This is a genomic window from Nonomuraea salmonea, from assembly GCF_042428605.1.
Taxonomy (GTDB): Bacteria; Actinomycetota; Actinomycetes; order Streptosporangiales; family Streptosporangiaceae; genus Nonomuraea; species Nonomuraea salmonea.
In genome coordinates this window covers 278,343-292,348 of sequence record NZ_JBHMCF010000061.1, presented here as the reverse complement: position 1 = coordinate 292,348, position 14,006 = coordinate 278,343, and the positions used below count along the sequence as shown (strand labels likewise).

15 protein-coding genes and 2 pseudogenes are annotated in these 14,006 nt (G+C 69.9%); 6 read left to right on the top strand and 11 right to left on the bottom strand.

Going from position 1 to position 14,006, the window contains the following annotated elements; translation table 11 throughout:
• The 7 genes from arsB to ACFFR3_RS48775 all read right to left on the bottom strand — a co-directional run.
• Positions 1-772, bottom strand: a 772-nt coding sequence (gene arsB, locus ACFFR3_RS48805; RefSeq protein ID WP_379485430.1) for an ACR3 family arsenite efflux transporter, incomplete at its 3' end; no start/stop codon positions are given.
• Positions 772-1,203, bottom strand: coding sequence for an ArsR/SmtB family transcription factor (locus ACFFR3_RS48800; RefSeq protein WP_379485429.1), 432 nt, complete (start codon positions 1,201-1,203; stop codon positions 772-774). The genes ACFFR3_RS48800 and arsB, both read right to left, overlap by 1 nt.
• Positions 1,204-1,265: 62 nt before the next feature.
• Complete coding sequence (locus ACFFR3_RS48795) at positions 1,266-1,919, bottom strand: arsenate reductase ArsC (protein ID WP_345406673.1); 654 nt, start codon at positions 1,917-1,919, stop codon at positions 1,266-1,268.
• A 115-nt stretch (positions 1,920-2,034) separates the two neighbouring features.
• A complete protein-coding gene (locus tag ACFFR3_RS48790) occupies positions 2,035-2,157 on the bottom strand; it encodes a hypothetical protein (RefSeq protein WP_345406670.1) in 123 nt (40 codons plus the stop codon).
• A gap of 113 nt (positions 2,158-2,270) precedes the next feature.
• Positions 2,271-2,438, bottom strand: coding sequence for a GNAT family N-acetyltransferase (locus ACFFR3_RS48785; protein ID WP_379485428.1), 168 nt, complete (start codon positions 2,436-2,438; stop codon positions 2,271-2,273).
• Positions 2,439-2,613: 175 nt separating this feature from the next.
• Positions 2,614-3,270, bottom strand: a complete 657-nt coding sequence (locus ACFFR3_RS48780) for an ATP-binding cassette domain-containing protein (protein WP_379485427.1) — start codon at positions 3,268-3,270, stop codon at positions 2,614-2,616.
• 38 nt (positions 3,271-3,308) lie between these two features.
• A complete protein-coding gene (locus ACFFR3_RS48775) occupies positions 3,309-4,409 on the bottom strand; it encodes an alpha/beta fold hydrolase (protein WP_345406660.1) in 1,101 nt (366 codons plus the stop codon).
• A 236-nt stretch (positions 4,410-4,645) separates the two neighbouring features.
• Here ACFFR3_RS48775 and ACFFR3_RS48770 point away from each other — a divergent pair, with 236 nt between their 5' ends.
• Together ACFFR3_RS48770 and ACFFR3_RS48765 are read left to right on the top strand one after the other, a co-directional pair.
• Positions 4,646-4,771 carry a hypothetical protein gene (locus tag ACFFR3_RS48770; protein WP_345406657.1) on the top strand — a complete coding sequence of 42 codons (126 nt, stop codon included), beginning with the start codon at positions 4,646-4,648 and terminating at the stop codon, positions 4,769-4,771.
• Positions 4,762-5,082: a tyrosine-type recombinase/integrase gene (locus ACFFR3_RS48765; RefSeq protein ID WP_345409873.1), complete on the top strand. Its 321-nt coding sequence runs from the start codon at positions 4,762-4,764 to the stop codon at positions 5,080-5,082. The genes ACFFR3_RS48770 and ACFFR3_RS48765 overlap by 10 nt, the downstream gene beginning before the upstream one ends.
• Here ACFFR3_RS48765 and ACFFR3_RS48760 read toward each other — a convergent pair.
• The 3 genes from ACFFR3_RS48760 to ACFFR3_RS48750 are packed head-to-tail and all read right to left on the bottom strand — an operon-like array spanning position 5,043 to position 8,456.
• Complete coding sequence (locus tag ACFFR3_RS48760; protein WP_345406653.1) at positions 5,043-5,690, bottom strand: response regulator; 648 nt, start codon at positions 5,688-5,690, stop codon at positions 5,043-5,045. The two genes, ACFFR3_RS48765 and ACFFR3_RS48760, sit on opposite strands and share 40 nt — an antisense overlap.
• The gene (locus ACFFR3_RS48755) at positions 5,687-7,003 is read right to left on the bottom strand and encodes a sensor histidine kinase (protein ID WP_379485426.1); all 1,317 of its coding nucleotides are present in this window, start codon (positions 7,001-7,003) and stop codon (positions 5,687-5,689) included. Before ACFFR3_RS48755 ends, ACFFR3_RS48760 begins: the two co-directional genes overlap by 4 nt.
• 10 nt (positions 7,004-7,013) lie before the next feature.
• Positions 7,014-8,456: an alpha/beta fold hydrolase gene (locus ACFFR3_RS48750; protein WP_364385544.1), complete on the bottom strand. Its 1,443-nt coding sequence runs from the start codon at positions 8,454-8,456 to the stop codon at positions 7,014-7,016.
• 683 nt (positions 8,457-9,139) lie between these two features.
• Between ACFFR3_RS48750 and ACFFR3_RS48745 the strand changes: the two genes are divergently transcribed.
• The 4 genes and pseudogenes from ACFFR3_RS48745 to ACFFR3_RS48730 form a co-directional block, all read left to right on the top strand.
• Positions 9,140-9,607 carry a DUF4158 domain-containing protein gene (locus ACFFR3_RS48745; RefSeq protein ID WP_345406647.1) on the top strand — a complete coding sequence of 156 codons (468 nt, stop codon included), beginning with the start codon at positions 9,140-9,142 and terminating at the stop codon, positions 9,605-9,607.
• A gap of 267 nt (positions 9,608-9,874) precedes the next feature.
• Positions 9,875-11,011, top strand: a pseudogene (locus ACFFR3_RS48740) (Tn3 family transposase); the annotation flags it as partial.
• A gap of 26 nt (positions 11,012-11,037) precedes the next feature.
• Positions 11,038-11,370 (top strand): Tn3 family transposase, encoded by a 333-nt coding sequence (locus ACFFR3_RS48735; RefSeq protein WP_379485425.1) that lies wholly within the window; start codon positions 11,038-11,040, stop codon positions 11,368-11,370.
• A gap of 13 nt (positions 11,371-11,383) precedes the next feature.
• Positions 11,384-11,617, top strand: a pseudogene (locus tag ACFFR3_RS48730) (Tn3 family transposase); the annotation flags it as partial.
• A gap of 187 nt (positions 11,618-11,804) precedes the next feature.
• Here ACFFR3_RS48730 and ACFFR3_RS48725 read toward each other — a convergent pair.
• The gene (locus ACFFR3_RS48725; protein ID WP_379485424.1) at positions 11,805-13,895 is read right to left on the bottom strand and encodes a prolyl oligopeptidase family serine peptidase; all 2,091 of its coding nucleotides are present in this window, start codon (positions 13,893-13,895) and stop codon (positions 11,805-11,807) included.
• Between the last annotated feature and the right edge of the window lie 111 nt (positions 13,896-14,006).

The window sequence follows — 14,006 nt, the reverse complement described above, 5'->3', positions numbered from 1 at the left end:
TGATGGTGTGGCCTTGCAGGGCGAACAGGATGACGATGGTGAACAGCAGTCCGTGCAGGGCGATCGGGCTGATGCGCGGCAGGAAGCGCTGCTCGTACCAGGCTCTGCCCTTGGCGCGTTCGCCGAGCTTGCGTGAGGCGTAGCCGGCGAGCAGCGGGATGCCGAGGAAGACGAGCACGTAGAAGGCGATGTCGAAGGCCGAGACGTCGAGCGCGGCCTGCGGCAGGCCGAGCCAGCCGGGCAGCACCTGGAGGTAGAACCAGCCCAGCGCGCCGAAGGCGATCACTTGGAAGATGGAGTTGAGCGCGACCAGGACGGCGGCTGCTTCCCGGTTTCCGCAGGCCAGGTCGTTCCAGATGAGCACCATGGCGATGCAGCGGGCGAGCCCGACGATGATCAGGCCGGTGCGGTACTCGGGCAGGTCGGGCAGGAAGCTCCAGGCCAGGGCGAACATCAGCGCCGGGCCGAGCACCCAGTTGAGCAGTAGCGAGGAGATCAGCAGGCGGCGGTCGCCGGTGACGCTGCCGAGCCGGTCGTAGCGGACCTTGGCCAGCACCGGGTACATCATCAGCAGCAGGCCGAGCGCGATCGGCAGTGAGATCTCACCGACCTTGACCGCCTCCAGCGCGGCGTCCAGGCCGGGCACCCATCGCCCGAGCAGCAGCCCCGCGCCCATGGCGGCGATGATCCACACCGGCAGGAACCGATCCAGCACCGACAGAGCACCGATCACGCCGGCCGGCGCCGCGACCTGCGCGGGTTGCGCCGACATCACCGCGGCACCGCCGCTGCAGCGGCCGGCAGGCCGGCGGGCCCAGTGGCAGGCCCACCGGTGGACCCACTGGCGGGCAGGGTCAGCAGCGCCGACAGCTCGCCCAGCGTCTCGGGCACCAGGCGGTAGTACACCCAGGAGGCGCGCCGCTCGGAGGTCAGCAACCCCACCTCCTTGAGCACCTTCAGGTGGTGGCTGATGGTCGGCTGGGACAGCTCGAACGCGTCGGTGATGTCGCACACGCACACCTCACCGCCCGCGCGACTGGCCACGATCGACAGGATCCGCAGCCGCACCGGATCACCCAGCGCCTTGAACACCCGGGCTACCGCCGCGGCCTGTTCGGCGTCGAGCGGCTCGCGGGTCAGCGGCGGGCTGCACTCCAAGATCTCCAGCAGTTCCATCCACTGCCCTTCCGTATAGACATTCATCGAAATAGGTATGTGTCTATATTGACATGTGTCTCTGCCTGCTGGGAACAGAGAGGGTGCTCTCAGCCGGCCGGGACGCCGATGTCGGTCAGCAGGGCGCGGACCCGGCGCTCGATGTCGTCGCGGATCGGGCGGATCTGCTCCGGCGTCTTGCCTTCCGGGTCGTCCAGGTCCCAGTCCAGGTAGCGCTTGCCCGGGTAGACCGGGCAGGCGTCGCCGCAGCCCATGGTGACCACCACGTCGGCGGCCTGAACGATCTCGCTGGTCCACGGCTTGGGGAACTCGCCGGTGATGTCGATGCCGCGCTCGTGCATCACCTCCACAACGGCCGGGTTGATCAGCTCGCCCGGCTCGGTGCCGCCGGACCAGCCGAGGGCGCGTTCGCCGGCCAGGCGGGCGAAGAAGCCGAGCGCCATCTGCGAGCGGCCGGCGTTATGCACGCACAGGAACAGCACGATCGGCACGCCGCTGGAGTCCTTGCCCTCGATGCGGGCCAGCGCGCGCAGCCGCTGGCGGGCGAACCGCTCGGCCAGCAGCGGCAGGTAGTTGGCGATGACGGCGCGGCCGGCGAACTGGTCGTAGCTGGCGTGCAGGAAGCGCTCGATGGTCTCGGTGCCGAAGGTGCCGGCGAACTCGGTGGCGAGCGTGCGGGCTGCGGTGAGCAGGGCGTGCTGCTGGTCGACGGTCAGATCAGCGTGGCGGTAGATGCTGTCCATGAAGGGCTCCGGCTGCGTCGCTCATATCGACGGCTGTCGATTTCGATATGCATCGATATTGGCAGCCGTCGATGTCAGGTAGGTGAACGCCAGTCGAACAGCGACCCTTGCGGTCTCAGGCTCCAGTCACAGCGCTGCGGCGTTCGATCAGCATCACGTCACGCCAGACGCCGTGGTGGCGCCCGATGCGCTCGCGGGTGCCCACCACCCGGAAACCGAGCTCCTCCTGCAGGGACAAGCTCGCGGACGGGACGACACCGCAGAAGCCGCCACCCAGCCGAGCACCTCGCCGCAGTCGCCATCGGTCGCCACGTACCGCAGATGCGGCAACCGGCTCGCGGTGAAGCCCTCTCAGCTGGGCGCGGTGGTCTCGAAGCTGGCATGGCGGGTGTCCAGCCCGGCCTGATAGATCGCCAGCACCTGCTCGGCGTCGCTGTCGCGCATCGGCCGGATCTCCAGGCCGGGCCCGATGGCGGGCTTGACGGCTTGGACGATGGCTGAGTGCCGGTCGCGGCCCACAGCAGGGCCGCCAGCGCGATGGACGGCAGGCCAAACAGCAGCGCCCACGCCGCCATCCGCCCGTGCAGGTCGGCCTTGAGGACGCCCAATGTGGTGAGGAGGTGCCACAGGGCGGTGCCGTCCAGGGCGTAGGTGTTGATCGCGACCATCGCGCCGAACACGGCTGCCGCTGGGCCTACCAGGGGCAGCGCCCAGCTCCAGTCGGTGAAGACGATGATGAGCACCAGATGATGAGCACCATCAGCAGTGGTGTCAGCCAGGCGCTGCGCAAGTCGACTCCGCGCGCCGGGTCACGTCGCCAGGTGGTCAGCTCTCGCGAGACGACTGCGGCCACCTGCGGTGTCGCGAACGGCAAGGACAGCCCACGTCCCGGTACGACGGGCCGCCGCGCGCTTGCCCGGCGAGGAGGCCGGCGCAGGGCGCGAGCCGTCAGCGCGATCCAGCACAGCTGCAACAGAGCGCCCAAGGTCAGCAGTGCCACCAGCGGCAGCAGGACCGGTGCCGTCCCGGCGGCGTCGCGGGCGGCGAGCGCCGCGCCGTACCCCCAACCGGAGCGCTGGATCTCGGTGGCGGTCAGCCGCTCTGGCAGGGACAGCCCGTCCATCATGATGCCGAGCTGGGCGAGGGCGGCTTCCCTGTCGGTCCGCAGGTCGTGAGCGGCGATCTTGATGGAGCCAGAGGTCGGCTCCCGCAGCCCGCACACGGCCATCAGCATGGTGGTCTTGCCCGCACCGTTGGGGCCCACGGTGCCGTAGAACATCCCCGCCGGGATGCTCAGGCTGAGCCGATCGACGGCGAGCACGGCGCCAGAGCGCTGGGTCAGGTCCGCCACTTCGATGGCGGGGAGGCAGGGATCTTGCAGCAGATTCCTTACCCGGCTGTGTGCGTGAGGATCGCGTCGGCCAGCTCCTGGTGGGTCTCCAGCGGCAGCGTGTGCCCCATGCCTGCCACGATCGTCAGCCGCGCCCCCGGGATCTGTTCGGCGATGATGGCGCCGTGACCCGGTTTGACCGGTTCGTGGCTGCCCTCGATGACCAGCGTGGGCGCCTTCACCCGGTGGAGCACGCCCACCGGCTCGAAGTCGGGGCCGGCCGCTGCGGCCAGCCGGTGGTTGGCCACCGCCGACAGGTCGCGGGCCCGGTCGTAGATGCGCTCCTGCAGCCGGCGCGCCGTGTCCTCGTCGAACGGCAGCCCGGTGCCGTGCAGCACGCGCTGCTCGGCGATCATGCCGTCGATCAGCGCGCGCCGATCCTGCGGCGGCGGGGCGGCCATCAGCGCGCGAAAGAATTCCACGAACTCCGGCGCCGGCTCCGGCAGGCTTCCCTCGGGCTGCGGCTGCTCAGTCAGGGCCCGCATGAGCACCTGGCCCTCACCGCCGCCGAGTGGAGAGGAGGCGATGACGGTCAGCGAGCGCACCCGCTCCGGCGCCTCCACGGCGATGAGCTGGCCGAGCAGCCCGCCCGCCGAGTGGCCCACCAGGTGCGCGCTGTCCAAGCCGTGGGCGTCCATCACACGGTAGACGTCGTTCTTGATGTCGTCCCAGGTGTACGGCTCGGCCGCGAAGTCGACGGTGTCCGACATGCCGGTGTCACGGTGGTCGTAGCGGATCACCCTGCGGCCTCCGGCGGTCAGCCGGCCGACGAACTCGTCCGGCCACAGGATGCCCTGCGACATCGAACCCATGATCAACAGGATTGGCGCGTCGGTCTCGGCGCCGAACTCTTCACTCCAGATGGTCACATCTTGCATGTCTCCCAGCATGCCGTCCCTGGTTACCGGCGCCTTCCGTAGAACTACTGGTGACGCCGAATCCGTACGGGAGCCGATGCCCGGCTTCGGAGAACCCTCGTACAGGTGGTGCTCGACCGTACGCGAGCTCAGGAAGAGCTGGGCGGCGATCTGCTTGCTCGACAACCCCTGCGTGATCAGGCCCGCGATGCGCGATTCCTGCGGGGCCAGCGCGTCGAGCACGCTGGGGCGGGCCCTGCCGGCGCCACGACCGTCTGGGCGTAAGGCGTCGACACAACGGCCACGAGACCTACCTGGCGGCTGGGGACATCTTCGGGAGCGCAGGGCCGCCGACTGACCATCCGGCCGGGCTGCGCGCTCCGGCGGCCCGGCCTCGCCCTCGCCGTCCGGGGCGGGGCCGGGGACCGCGATCAAGTCTTCCAAGCGCGGCCGATGCCGGCAGGGGGAATCGTCGCATCGTGGCGGTGGTGAGCTTCCGCTCGAACAGCGCCTCAGCCGCGCCGGCCAGCCGCTATCGAGGCGATTGTGACGGTGTCGCCCATATCCTCGCCGACCTGCAGAACTACCTGGAGTTCTGCTGCTGACGGCCGGTCGACGGCTGGACGATCCCACCACGGCACACGTCCTGCGCCACACGCTCGCCACCACTCTGGTCCGCGGCAAGACCGACCTGGTCTTGGTCGCCGAGATCCTTGGCCACGCCCGCCTGGAGACCACCCGCCGATACAGCCCGCCCGCCGACAAGGACAAGGAGGACGTCCTCAAAATTGATCACGGTTGGCCGCTGACCGCCTACCTGCCTGCGGAAACGGGCGTCAAGATCGACTCATGGCCGGTTTTACCCATATCTGGCTTTCACCTCTCCTCATCCGCGGGCACCAAGCCTGAGCGGTAAGCATGGATCGCGGCCTGGACACGCGTGCGCACACCGATCTTGGACAGGACACGCGACACGTGGATCTTGACCGTGCCTGCGGCGATACGCAGCTCGGCAGCGATCTCGGCGTTGGATCGCCCCAGCGCGACCAGGCGGAGGACCTCCGTTTCCCGGAGCGTCAGCGCCGGGCTCTGGCCTCGCACCGGTGGGGTGGCGAAGCGCCGCACCAGCCTGCGGGTGACCTGCGGGTCGATCAGGCCCTGACCTCGGTGGGCCGCGCGTATCGCCGTGAGATAGAGGTCGGGGTCGCCGTCCTTGAGCAGGAAGCCCACGGCGCCCGCTTCGAGTGCCCCGAAGAGGTAGTCGTCGGTGTCGAACGTGGTCAGCGCGATGATCGGGCAGTCCGGGGTCCGGGCGGTCAGCCGCCGGATGGCCGTGATCCCGTCGGTGCCCGGCATGCGCAGATCGGTGAGGATCACGTCCGGCTGGTGCTCGCGCGCCATGGTGATCAGCTCGGCACCGTCACGTGCGGCTCCGAGGAAGGCGATGCCGGGCTCGGGGCTGAGCAACTGCCGCAGGCCCTCGCGGGCGAGCTGCTGGTCGTCGGCGATCAGGAGCCGGATCACGGGGCCACCTGCCGGGCCGGACGGCTGTACGCGACGGGCATCGTGGCGGGCATCGTGGCGGGCATCGTGGCGGGGGCGGGTTCCGCGCCGTCGGCCGTCACCGCCGGTCTGTGTCCGTCACGCGCCTTCGGGGGAAGCACGGGCAGGCTGGCGCGCACCCGCCAGCCGGTCCTGCCGTGCGGGCCGGCGTGGCAGTGCCCTGCGAGCGCCGCCACCCGCTCGCGCATGCCCGCCAGGCCCTGCCCTCCGCCGCTGAGGGCACCGTCGGCGACCGGCGGCCGGGGCGGGCCGGGGTCGTCGATGGTGACGACGACCCGGCTGCTGACCGCACGGACCGTGACCGAGGCCCGCGCGGCCGTGGAGTGCCGCGCCACGTTGGTCAGCGCCTCCTGCACGATCCGATAGGCGCAGCCCGCGGTTCCGGGGTGCACAGCCCCCTCAAGACGGGGATCGACCTCCAGCGTGACGGCCAGTTCCGGCCCGCCGCTGCGCTGCACCAGAGCGGGCAGGTCGGCGAGGCCCTTGCCGTGGGCGTGGTCCTCGCGGTCCGGGCGCACCAAGGTCGCGAGCAGGGCCCGGATCTCGGCCAGCGCCTCGGCCGACAGGCCGGCGATCCCGGCCAGCGCCCGGTCGGCCTCGCAGTCGTGACCGGCCAGTGCCCGCCGGGCACCGACCGCCTGAAGCCTGATCGCGCTGAGGTGATGACCGACGACGTCATGAACCTCCCGGGCGATCCGCGCGGCCTCCTGCGAGCGGGCCTGCTCCTCCCGGGCGTGCTGCAGCCGCGCGGCCTGCACGGCGCGGTCGGCCCGTAACCGCAGCGCGTACCCGGCGGCGACCGGCATCGCGCCGGCCGCCGCGTGGACAGGCACGGTGGCGAGGTCCGGCACGGACGCGCCCCCGAGCCCCGCCGTCACCGCCCAGGCGACCGAGCCGATCAGCAGGACCGAGCGCAGCCGATGGCGGTGGTAGGCCGCCGAGGCGACGATCAGGCCCAGGACCCAGATCCCGGCGTCGCGCTCCAGCGCGAGGCCGAGCACGAGCATCACCATCGCGGACGCGGCCACTGCCGTCAGCGGCAGCCGCCTGCGCAGCGCCAGTGGCGCGCAGACGGCCAGAATCGGTGCCGCCCACGCCGCCGCCGCGCCGACATCGGTGATCTCGGCAAGCGAGCCCCGCCGCCATTCGTCCAGTGCCGAGACCGTCAGCGCGAGGATCGCCACCGCGCCGGCGAGCAGGGCGTCGCGGCCCATGAGCGGCATACGACGCCAGAAGCCGGTCAGAAAGGGGTGGAAAGCCGCTGGTCGTCTCACTTGATCAGTATCACGCCGGTCGGGCGGGGCACGTGGTACCGGGCGCGGGCAGCTTGCCGTCGATCAGGTACCGGTCCACGTGTCCGATCACGCAGGGGTCTCCGGCGTTGAGGTACCGGCCGTGGCCGACGCCGTCGTACTTGATGGTGACCGAGCCGGGGACCTGGTCGGTGATGGCGCGGACGGAGGGATACTCGTAGACCGGGCCGATGCCGAGCAGCGGCGGAAGCTCGCCGGCCGGCAGCGGCGCCGGCGGGTTGGCGGCCTTGGCCGCCCACGGCGAGCAGGCGAGCCAGCCGTTCTCCCGCATGCCGGAGAAGTTCGGCGACAGCTTGATGGAGCGCCGCACCGCGGCACGATAGGCGCGATAGCCGTCGTAGCGGAACCCGTCGGCGCAGCTGACCGCGAGCATGGCGGTGATCCGCGGGGGTAGGCCGCGGCCTTGGGGGTCGAAGCCGGACGCGTCGCCCTTGGCGGCGCCCGCAATCGCCTTGGCCAGCGCGGGCCACTCCGCCGTGCCGTCGACCAGGCCGTAGGCCAGGAACTTCAGGTCATCTCCGTCGTAGCGGCGCTCACCGGCGGCCGCGGCACCGGGCAAGGGACGACGCTCGGCCCGCCGCACGATGGCCTGCCAGATCTTCTCCACGTTCGTGCCGCGCAGAACGCAGTCGGAGGAGCCGGCGCACCAGCGGACGAACCGCTTGAACCCTGCCTCCAGGCCCTCATATTGCAGCCGCTCCGACTTCGCCAACGGGTCCACGTGATCGGGCACGCTGTCCACCGCCACCGCGCGCAGCCGCTTCGGGAACAGCCGCGCATAGGAGGCCCCGAGCACACCGCCGTAGGAGTTGCCGAGGAAGGAGATCTTCTCCTCGCCCAGGGCGGCGCGAATGGCCTCCATGTCGCGGGCCTGGGTGGCGGAGTCCAGGTTGGCGAACAGCTCGGGCACGGCGTCCCGGCAGGCAGCGATCCCGGCGGTGTTCGCCTTGAGCGCCTGATCGTACTCGCGCCGACTGTCCGGAGTGGCGAAGGCGGGACCGGCCGCGCACGATGCCAGCGGGATGTGCTCACCGCTCACCCCGCCCCGCGGGTTCCAGGTGACGACGTCCATCCGGGTACGCAGACCGGCGAAGTGGGGCAGCCGCCGGGACAACTCCTGAACGCCGGCGCCACCGGGGCCTCCGGGGCTGAACAGGACGGTGCCTGCGGCCGCCGCACCGGTCGCCGGCGCCCTGCCCACGGTGAGGGTGATCGTCTTACCGCCGGGTCTCGACCAGTCGACGGGCACGCGCAACGTCGCGCACTGCAGCTCGGCCGAGATCTTCCCCTCGCAGGCGGACCAGGCCAGGGGCGGCGCCGGCGTTCGGCTGGATGAGGCGGAGGCTGCTGGAACGTACGCTCCCATCGCGATCACCAGGGGCAAGGCGAGCACAGCCGATCGTGGCCAGGTCATCGAATCCTCCAACGGGATGGTGCGGCGAGCGCCGCAGACGACCTCAGAGACTAGGCACGCCGATCTCCCGCCACATCTGCCACAGGACATACTGACGACCCGCGACGCACGCTGCGTGCGTACAGGTCACTTCGCGCCTCCGTGCGGACAGTTCCGAAGGCCGACATCCGCAGCCAGGACGACGGCGGGTCGGTCGGCACTCAGGTGTACGGCGTGCATGAGACTTCGGACACTGGCGCAGGCGACTTAGGAAGCCGACAGACACAGACGATCATGGAAGGTCTCGGTTTCACATTCCGGGACCGTTTCAGGGATGTAGGCGACAACCCCAGGTCATCACAGGACCGGGGTGGTGACGGGTTCGAAGGAGCGCAGCGGCCGGTAGCCGGTGGCATCCAATTCGGCCAGTTCGGTATCGATCTCGAGGCTGATGGTACCGAAGAAGTCGACGGTTCACTGCGGGCCGGGGAGATGTGGGCCGGCGCTTCGTCGTTGGCGTAGCGGCCCTCGGCTCGCAGCGCGGCCACCGCCCGTCCCAGGTAGTCGCTGGTCCAGGTCACAACCGCGTTGGTGGCCCGGCACTCGGGTCGCCGTCACCAGGGGCAAAGTAGCTCTGCGTAATCGTGGTTCGAGTGGCTCGCGGGGATGGAAGCCAGCTTGAGACGGGGCAATGTAACTGAACGTTGCGTCTCAGGTCCGCTACGTCGCGATCACGGCTCGGCTTCGGGCTGATGCTGAAGTTCTTCGAGCTGAAAGCGAGGTTCCCTCGCTGGGAGGACGTGCCGCGCCCGGCGGTGGAGTTCATGGCGGGGCAGGTGAAGGTCGACGCGCAGCTGTTCGCCGTCTACGACTGGTCCGGACGGACCATCAAGAACCACCGAGCGCAAATCCGGGAGTTCCACGGCTTCCGTGAGCCGACGGTAGGCGATGAGGACAAGCTCGCCGACTGGCTGGCCACCAAAATCTGCCCGGTAGAGATGTCGCGGGATCGACTGCGCGGCGCGCTGCTGGCGCGCTGCCGCGCAGACAGGATAGAACCGCCGAAGACTACCCGGATCGAACGCGTGCTGGGCGCGGCCGAGGCGATGTTCGAGCGGAACTTCACCGCCGCGACCATGGAGCGTTTGTCGTTCGAGTCGGTCGGCAGCTAGAAGAGGTGATCGTCGCCGAAGCTCCCTCGGCCGGCGTCCCGGCCGTCGGAGAGGAGGCCCCGGGAGACGGGCAGGCTCAGATCACCAATGGCGCTAAGGCGGACGGCGCGCGTTCTTGCAGGAGCTTAAGGAGGATCCGGGGTCGTTTCAGCTGGACACGTTGCTGGCGGAGATCGTGAAGCTTGAGCGGGTGAAGGCGATCGGTCTTCCGGCCGCATTATTCGAGGGGTCTCGGAGAAGGTCGTAGCGGGCCGGCGGGCCCGGGCGATGAAGATGTACCCCTCCGATTTCGAGGCGGCAGCGGCGCCCGTACGCGTAACGCTGCTGGCCGCGCTGTGCCGGGTGCGGCAGGCGGAGCTGATCGACGGGCTGGTGGAGCTGTTGATCCAGCTCGTGCACAAGATCAGCGTGCGGGCGGAGAAGAAGGTCGAGGGTGAGCTCAACGCCGAGTTCCGGCGGGTGCAGGGCAAGAGCGGGATCTTGGTGAAGCTCGCGACGGCGGCGCTGGAGCTGCCGGAGGAGATCGTACGCAAGGCCCTATATCCGGTGGTCGGTGAGCGGACGCTGGCCGACATCATCGCCGAGGCCAAGGCGAACGAGAAGGAGCTGCGCACCCGGGTGCGGACCAAGCTGCGCGGTTCCTACTCCCACCACTACCGGCGCGGCCTGCCCAAGCTGCTCAAGGCGGTGAGGTTCCGCTCCAGCAACGACACCTTCAAGCCGGTGATGGACGCCCTGGACCTGCTGAAACGGTACGACGGCTCCGACGCCGACTTCTACGCCGCCGCCGAGGCGGTGCCGCTGGAGCACGTGGTGCCCGAGGACTGGCGTGACGCGGTCCTCGACCTCGACAGTGGCCTGGTGGAGCGGATCCCGTACGAGCTGTGCGTGCTGGTCGCGCTGCGCAAGGCCATCCGGCGCCGTGAGATCTGGGTGGAGGGGGCCAACACCTGCCGCAACCCCGATGAGGATCTGCCCGCTGACTTCGAGGACAGCCGGGACGTGCACTACGAGGCGCTGGCCAAGCCCCGCGACCCGGCCGACTTCATCGCCGACCTGCAAAAGCGGCACGTGGCGGCGTTGGACCGGCTGAACAAGGGGCTGAAGAAGGCCACGACGGGCGGGGTGAGCATCACCAGGAGGAAGGGCGAGCCGTGGATCAGCGTGCCGCCCCTGGGCAAGCAGATCGAGCCGGAGAACCTGGAGGCGCTGAAGGAGGAGATCGCCCGCCGCTGGGGTGTGATCGATCTGCTGGACCTGATCAAGAACGTCGACCACGCCACGAAGTTCACCGGCGAGTTCACCTCGGTGGCCTCGCGCACGGTGACCGACGTCGAGGTGTTGCGCCGCCGGCTGCTGCTGTGCACCTTCGGGCTCGGCACGAACATGGGGATCAAACGGGTCGCCGACGGCACGCGGCGATCGAGGGGATGGAGGCCGACACCGAGGCCGCGCTGCGCCGGACCCGCCGGCTGTTCGTCAACCGCGACAACCTGCGCGCCGCGATCCGCACGGTGGTCAGCAAGACGCTGGAGGTGCGCGACGTCTCGCTGTGGGGGCCGGGCACGGCGTGCGCGTCGGACTCGCGCAAGTTCGGTTCCTGGTCGGCGAACTTCATGACCGAGTGGCACCAGCGCTACGGCGGCGCCGGGATCATGGTGTATTGGCACGTCGAGCGCAAGAACGTGTGCATCTACAGCCAGGTGCGATCCACCACGGACTCCGAGGTGGTCTCGATGATCGAGGGCTTGCTCCTCATCTGACCAGCGCGGAGATCGATCGCACCTGGTCCAGGCCGCGATCGTCTACCTGAACACCAGGATGGTGCAGATCATCCTCGCCGAGCCGAAGTGGCGAAAGAAGCTCACCGACGCCGACCGGCGCGCCCTGTCGGCTCTCTTCTGGTCCCATTCGAACCTGTACGGCAAGTTCGAGCTCGACATGGGCAAACGGCTCGACCTCGGGCCGGCGCCGGGCGCTGAGGATCAACAGTCAGCTGGTCCATTCTGAGCAACGAACGATCTCGGGGGTGCCCCAGGGCTCCGGCGTAGTGTCCTTGGCCAGCCGCTCGCGGATCGCCAGCTCGCCCACCAGGCGGTCGGGATGGAAGTTGAGCGTCACATGCAGGCCGGGATCGACCGGGCCGCGACGTGGCTGAGGGCGCGCGTGCGTGCCGTACCCGACATTTCTGTCGTCATTATGACCCGTCGGACGCGTGCAGGATAAAGGCCAGCACATCGGCGAGCAGTTCCTGCTCCTGGTCTCGGGTCGAGCCGGCGCCGTGCCAGCCGTGCTCCTCGACGCGCATCAGCACCGGCCGGCCGGAGGATGTGGCCGCCTGCAGGCGGGCGGCCAGTTTCGCCGGCTGCCACGGCGGCACCCGCGCGTCGCGCAGGCCGGTGGTCAGCAGCACCGCCGGGTACGGCACGCCGTCGTGAACCCGCAGGTAGGCGTCGATGATCAGCAGGGCACGCAGGCCCTCCTCGGTGGTGATGCTGCCGAACTCGGGCACGTTGATCGGCCCGCTCTCGGTGAACTCGTTGCGCGTGGCGTTCACCGTCGGCACGTGCATCGCCATGGCCGCCCACAGCTCGGGGCGGTGCACCAGCGCGCCGCCGGTGGGGATGCCGCCGCTGCTGGCGCCCTCGGCGGCCAGCCGTCCCGCACGGGTGTAGCTGAGGGCGATGAGATGTTCGGCGCAGTCGATGAAGTCCGTGATGGTGGCCTCCTTGCGCTCGTCGCGCCCGGCCTCGTGCCACTCCCGGCCGTAGGCGCCGCCGCCGCGCAGGTGCGCGACGGCGTAGACGCCGCCGAGCTCGTACCAGGCGAGCATCTCGGGATGGAACTCCGGCAGGTCGATGAGCCCGCCGGAGCCGTAGCCGGTGAGCACGGCCGGATTGTCGCCATCCAGCTTCAGGTCCTTGTGGTGGATGACCGTGAGCGGGATCGGCGTCCCGTCCCTCGCGGGCACGTGCAGGGTACGGGCGTACACGTCGCCGAAGTCCACCGACGACCGCGGTGCCAGCCCGGTGTCTTGGAAGGACTGGCCGTCGCCGTCGTAGCGGTAGAGCCGTGGCGCGTCGGTCCAGCTGGCCATCAGGAGCAGGGCTTCGGGCCGTTCGGGATGGGTGGTCCACTCCAGGATCGCGCCTTCCAACGACATCGGCAGGTCGGCGAGCTCGCCGCCGGACAGGGGTGCGTGCCGTACCCGGCTGACGCCACCGTCGAGATCGCGCACCAGCAGCCGGTCCCCCACCACCCGCACCGTCTCCACCACCCGCTCACTGGCGGGCACGACCACCCGGGCGCAGGACAGATCTGGTGCGGCAAGCGGAACGGCCAGCACGCGGGAGCGCGGTGCGTCCCGATGGGAGACCAGGTAGAGGGTGTCGTGGCTGGTGGCGAAGGCGGTCACGCCGTCCGCCACGCCCGCGACCAGCCGCCACGGGCAGGCTGCCGGGTCGGCCAGCCCGGCGCGCGGAGCCACGTACACCGTGCAGTCGCTCAGCTGCTCGCTGGTCCAGGGCCAGGGGCTGAGCGCGCTGTGGGAGATGATCGCCAGCATCCACTCGCCGTGCGGCGGCACCACCAGGAAAGGCCGGTCCCGCGGGGTCAGCTCGACGTGGGGGTTGAGGCCGCGGGCCAGCACCACCGTGTCCTGCGCCGGGTCGGCGCCCAGCTGATGCAGGAATGAGCGGCTGTTCAAGAGGTGCTGCTCCACGTAGCGGTGATAGACGAACGACCGGCTGTCCTCCAGCCAGCTCAGGAAGGCGAAACGCGTCGTGGGCGGGATCGTCTCGAGGAGGACCCCCGAGTCGGCGTCGATCACGTGGATAGAGCTGTTCTCCGACCCGGAGGCGGAGACGGCGCAGGCGACGTAGCGGCCGTCAGGGGAGGGCACGTACCAGTCGATGGCGTGGTGTCCGTCGCCGGGCACCGTGCCGGGGTCGAACAGGACCCTGCTCGCTCCGTCGGCCTCGGTCACCGTCAGCACCGGTACGCGGGCGTCCGGCTCGCGTACCAGGGCGAAGACCCTCTCGGCTGCCATCGCGAGGCCGAAGTACCGCGTGAGCGCACTGCCCAGTTCGCGGATCCGGGTCAGCAGGCCGGAGCGGTGGGGCAGGGCGTCCAGTTGCTCGCGGGCGTGCCTGGCCTGGCCGTCCAGCCAGTGGTGGAACTCCTCGCCTTCGGTTTCCATCCACCGGTAGGGGTCCTCGAGTGTGATGCCGTGGAGGGTCTCGCGCACGACGTCCACCCGGGCGATCGGGGGTTCGGTGAGGTCGCTCATATGCGCATGATCATATGCCGGAGCTCCAGTGACTTGTCGGGACATTGGATCGCGCGGCCCTCCGCCGGGCTCGCCTGACGGTCATGCCGAGTAAGCAACAAGTCACGGCCT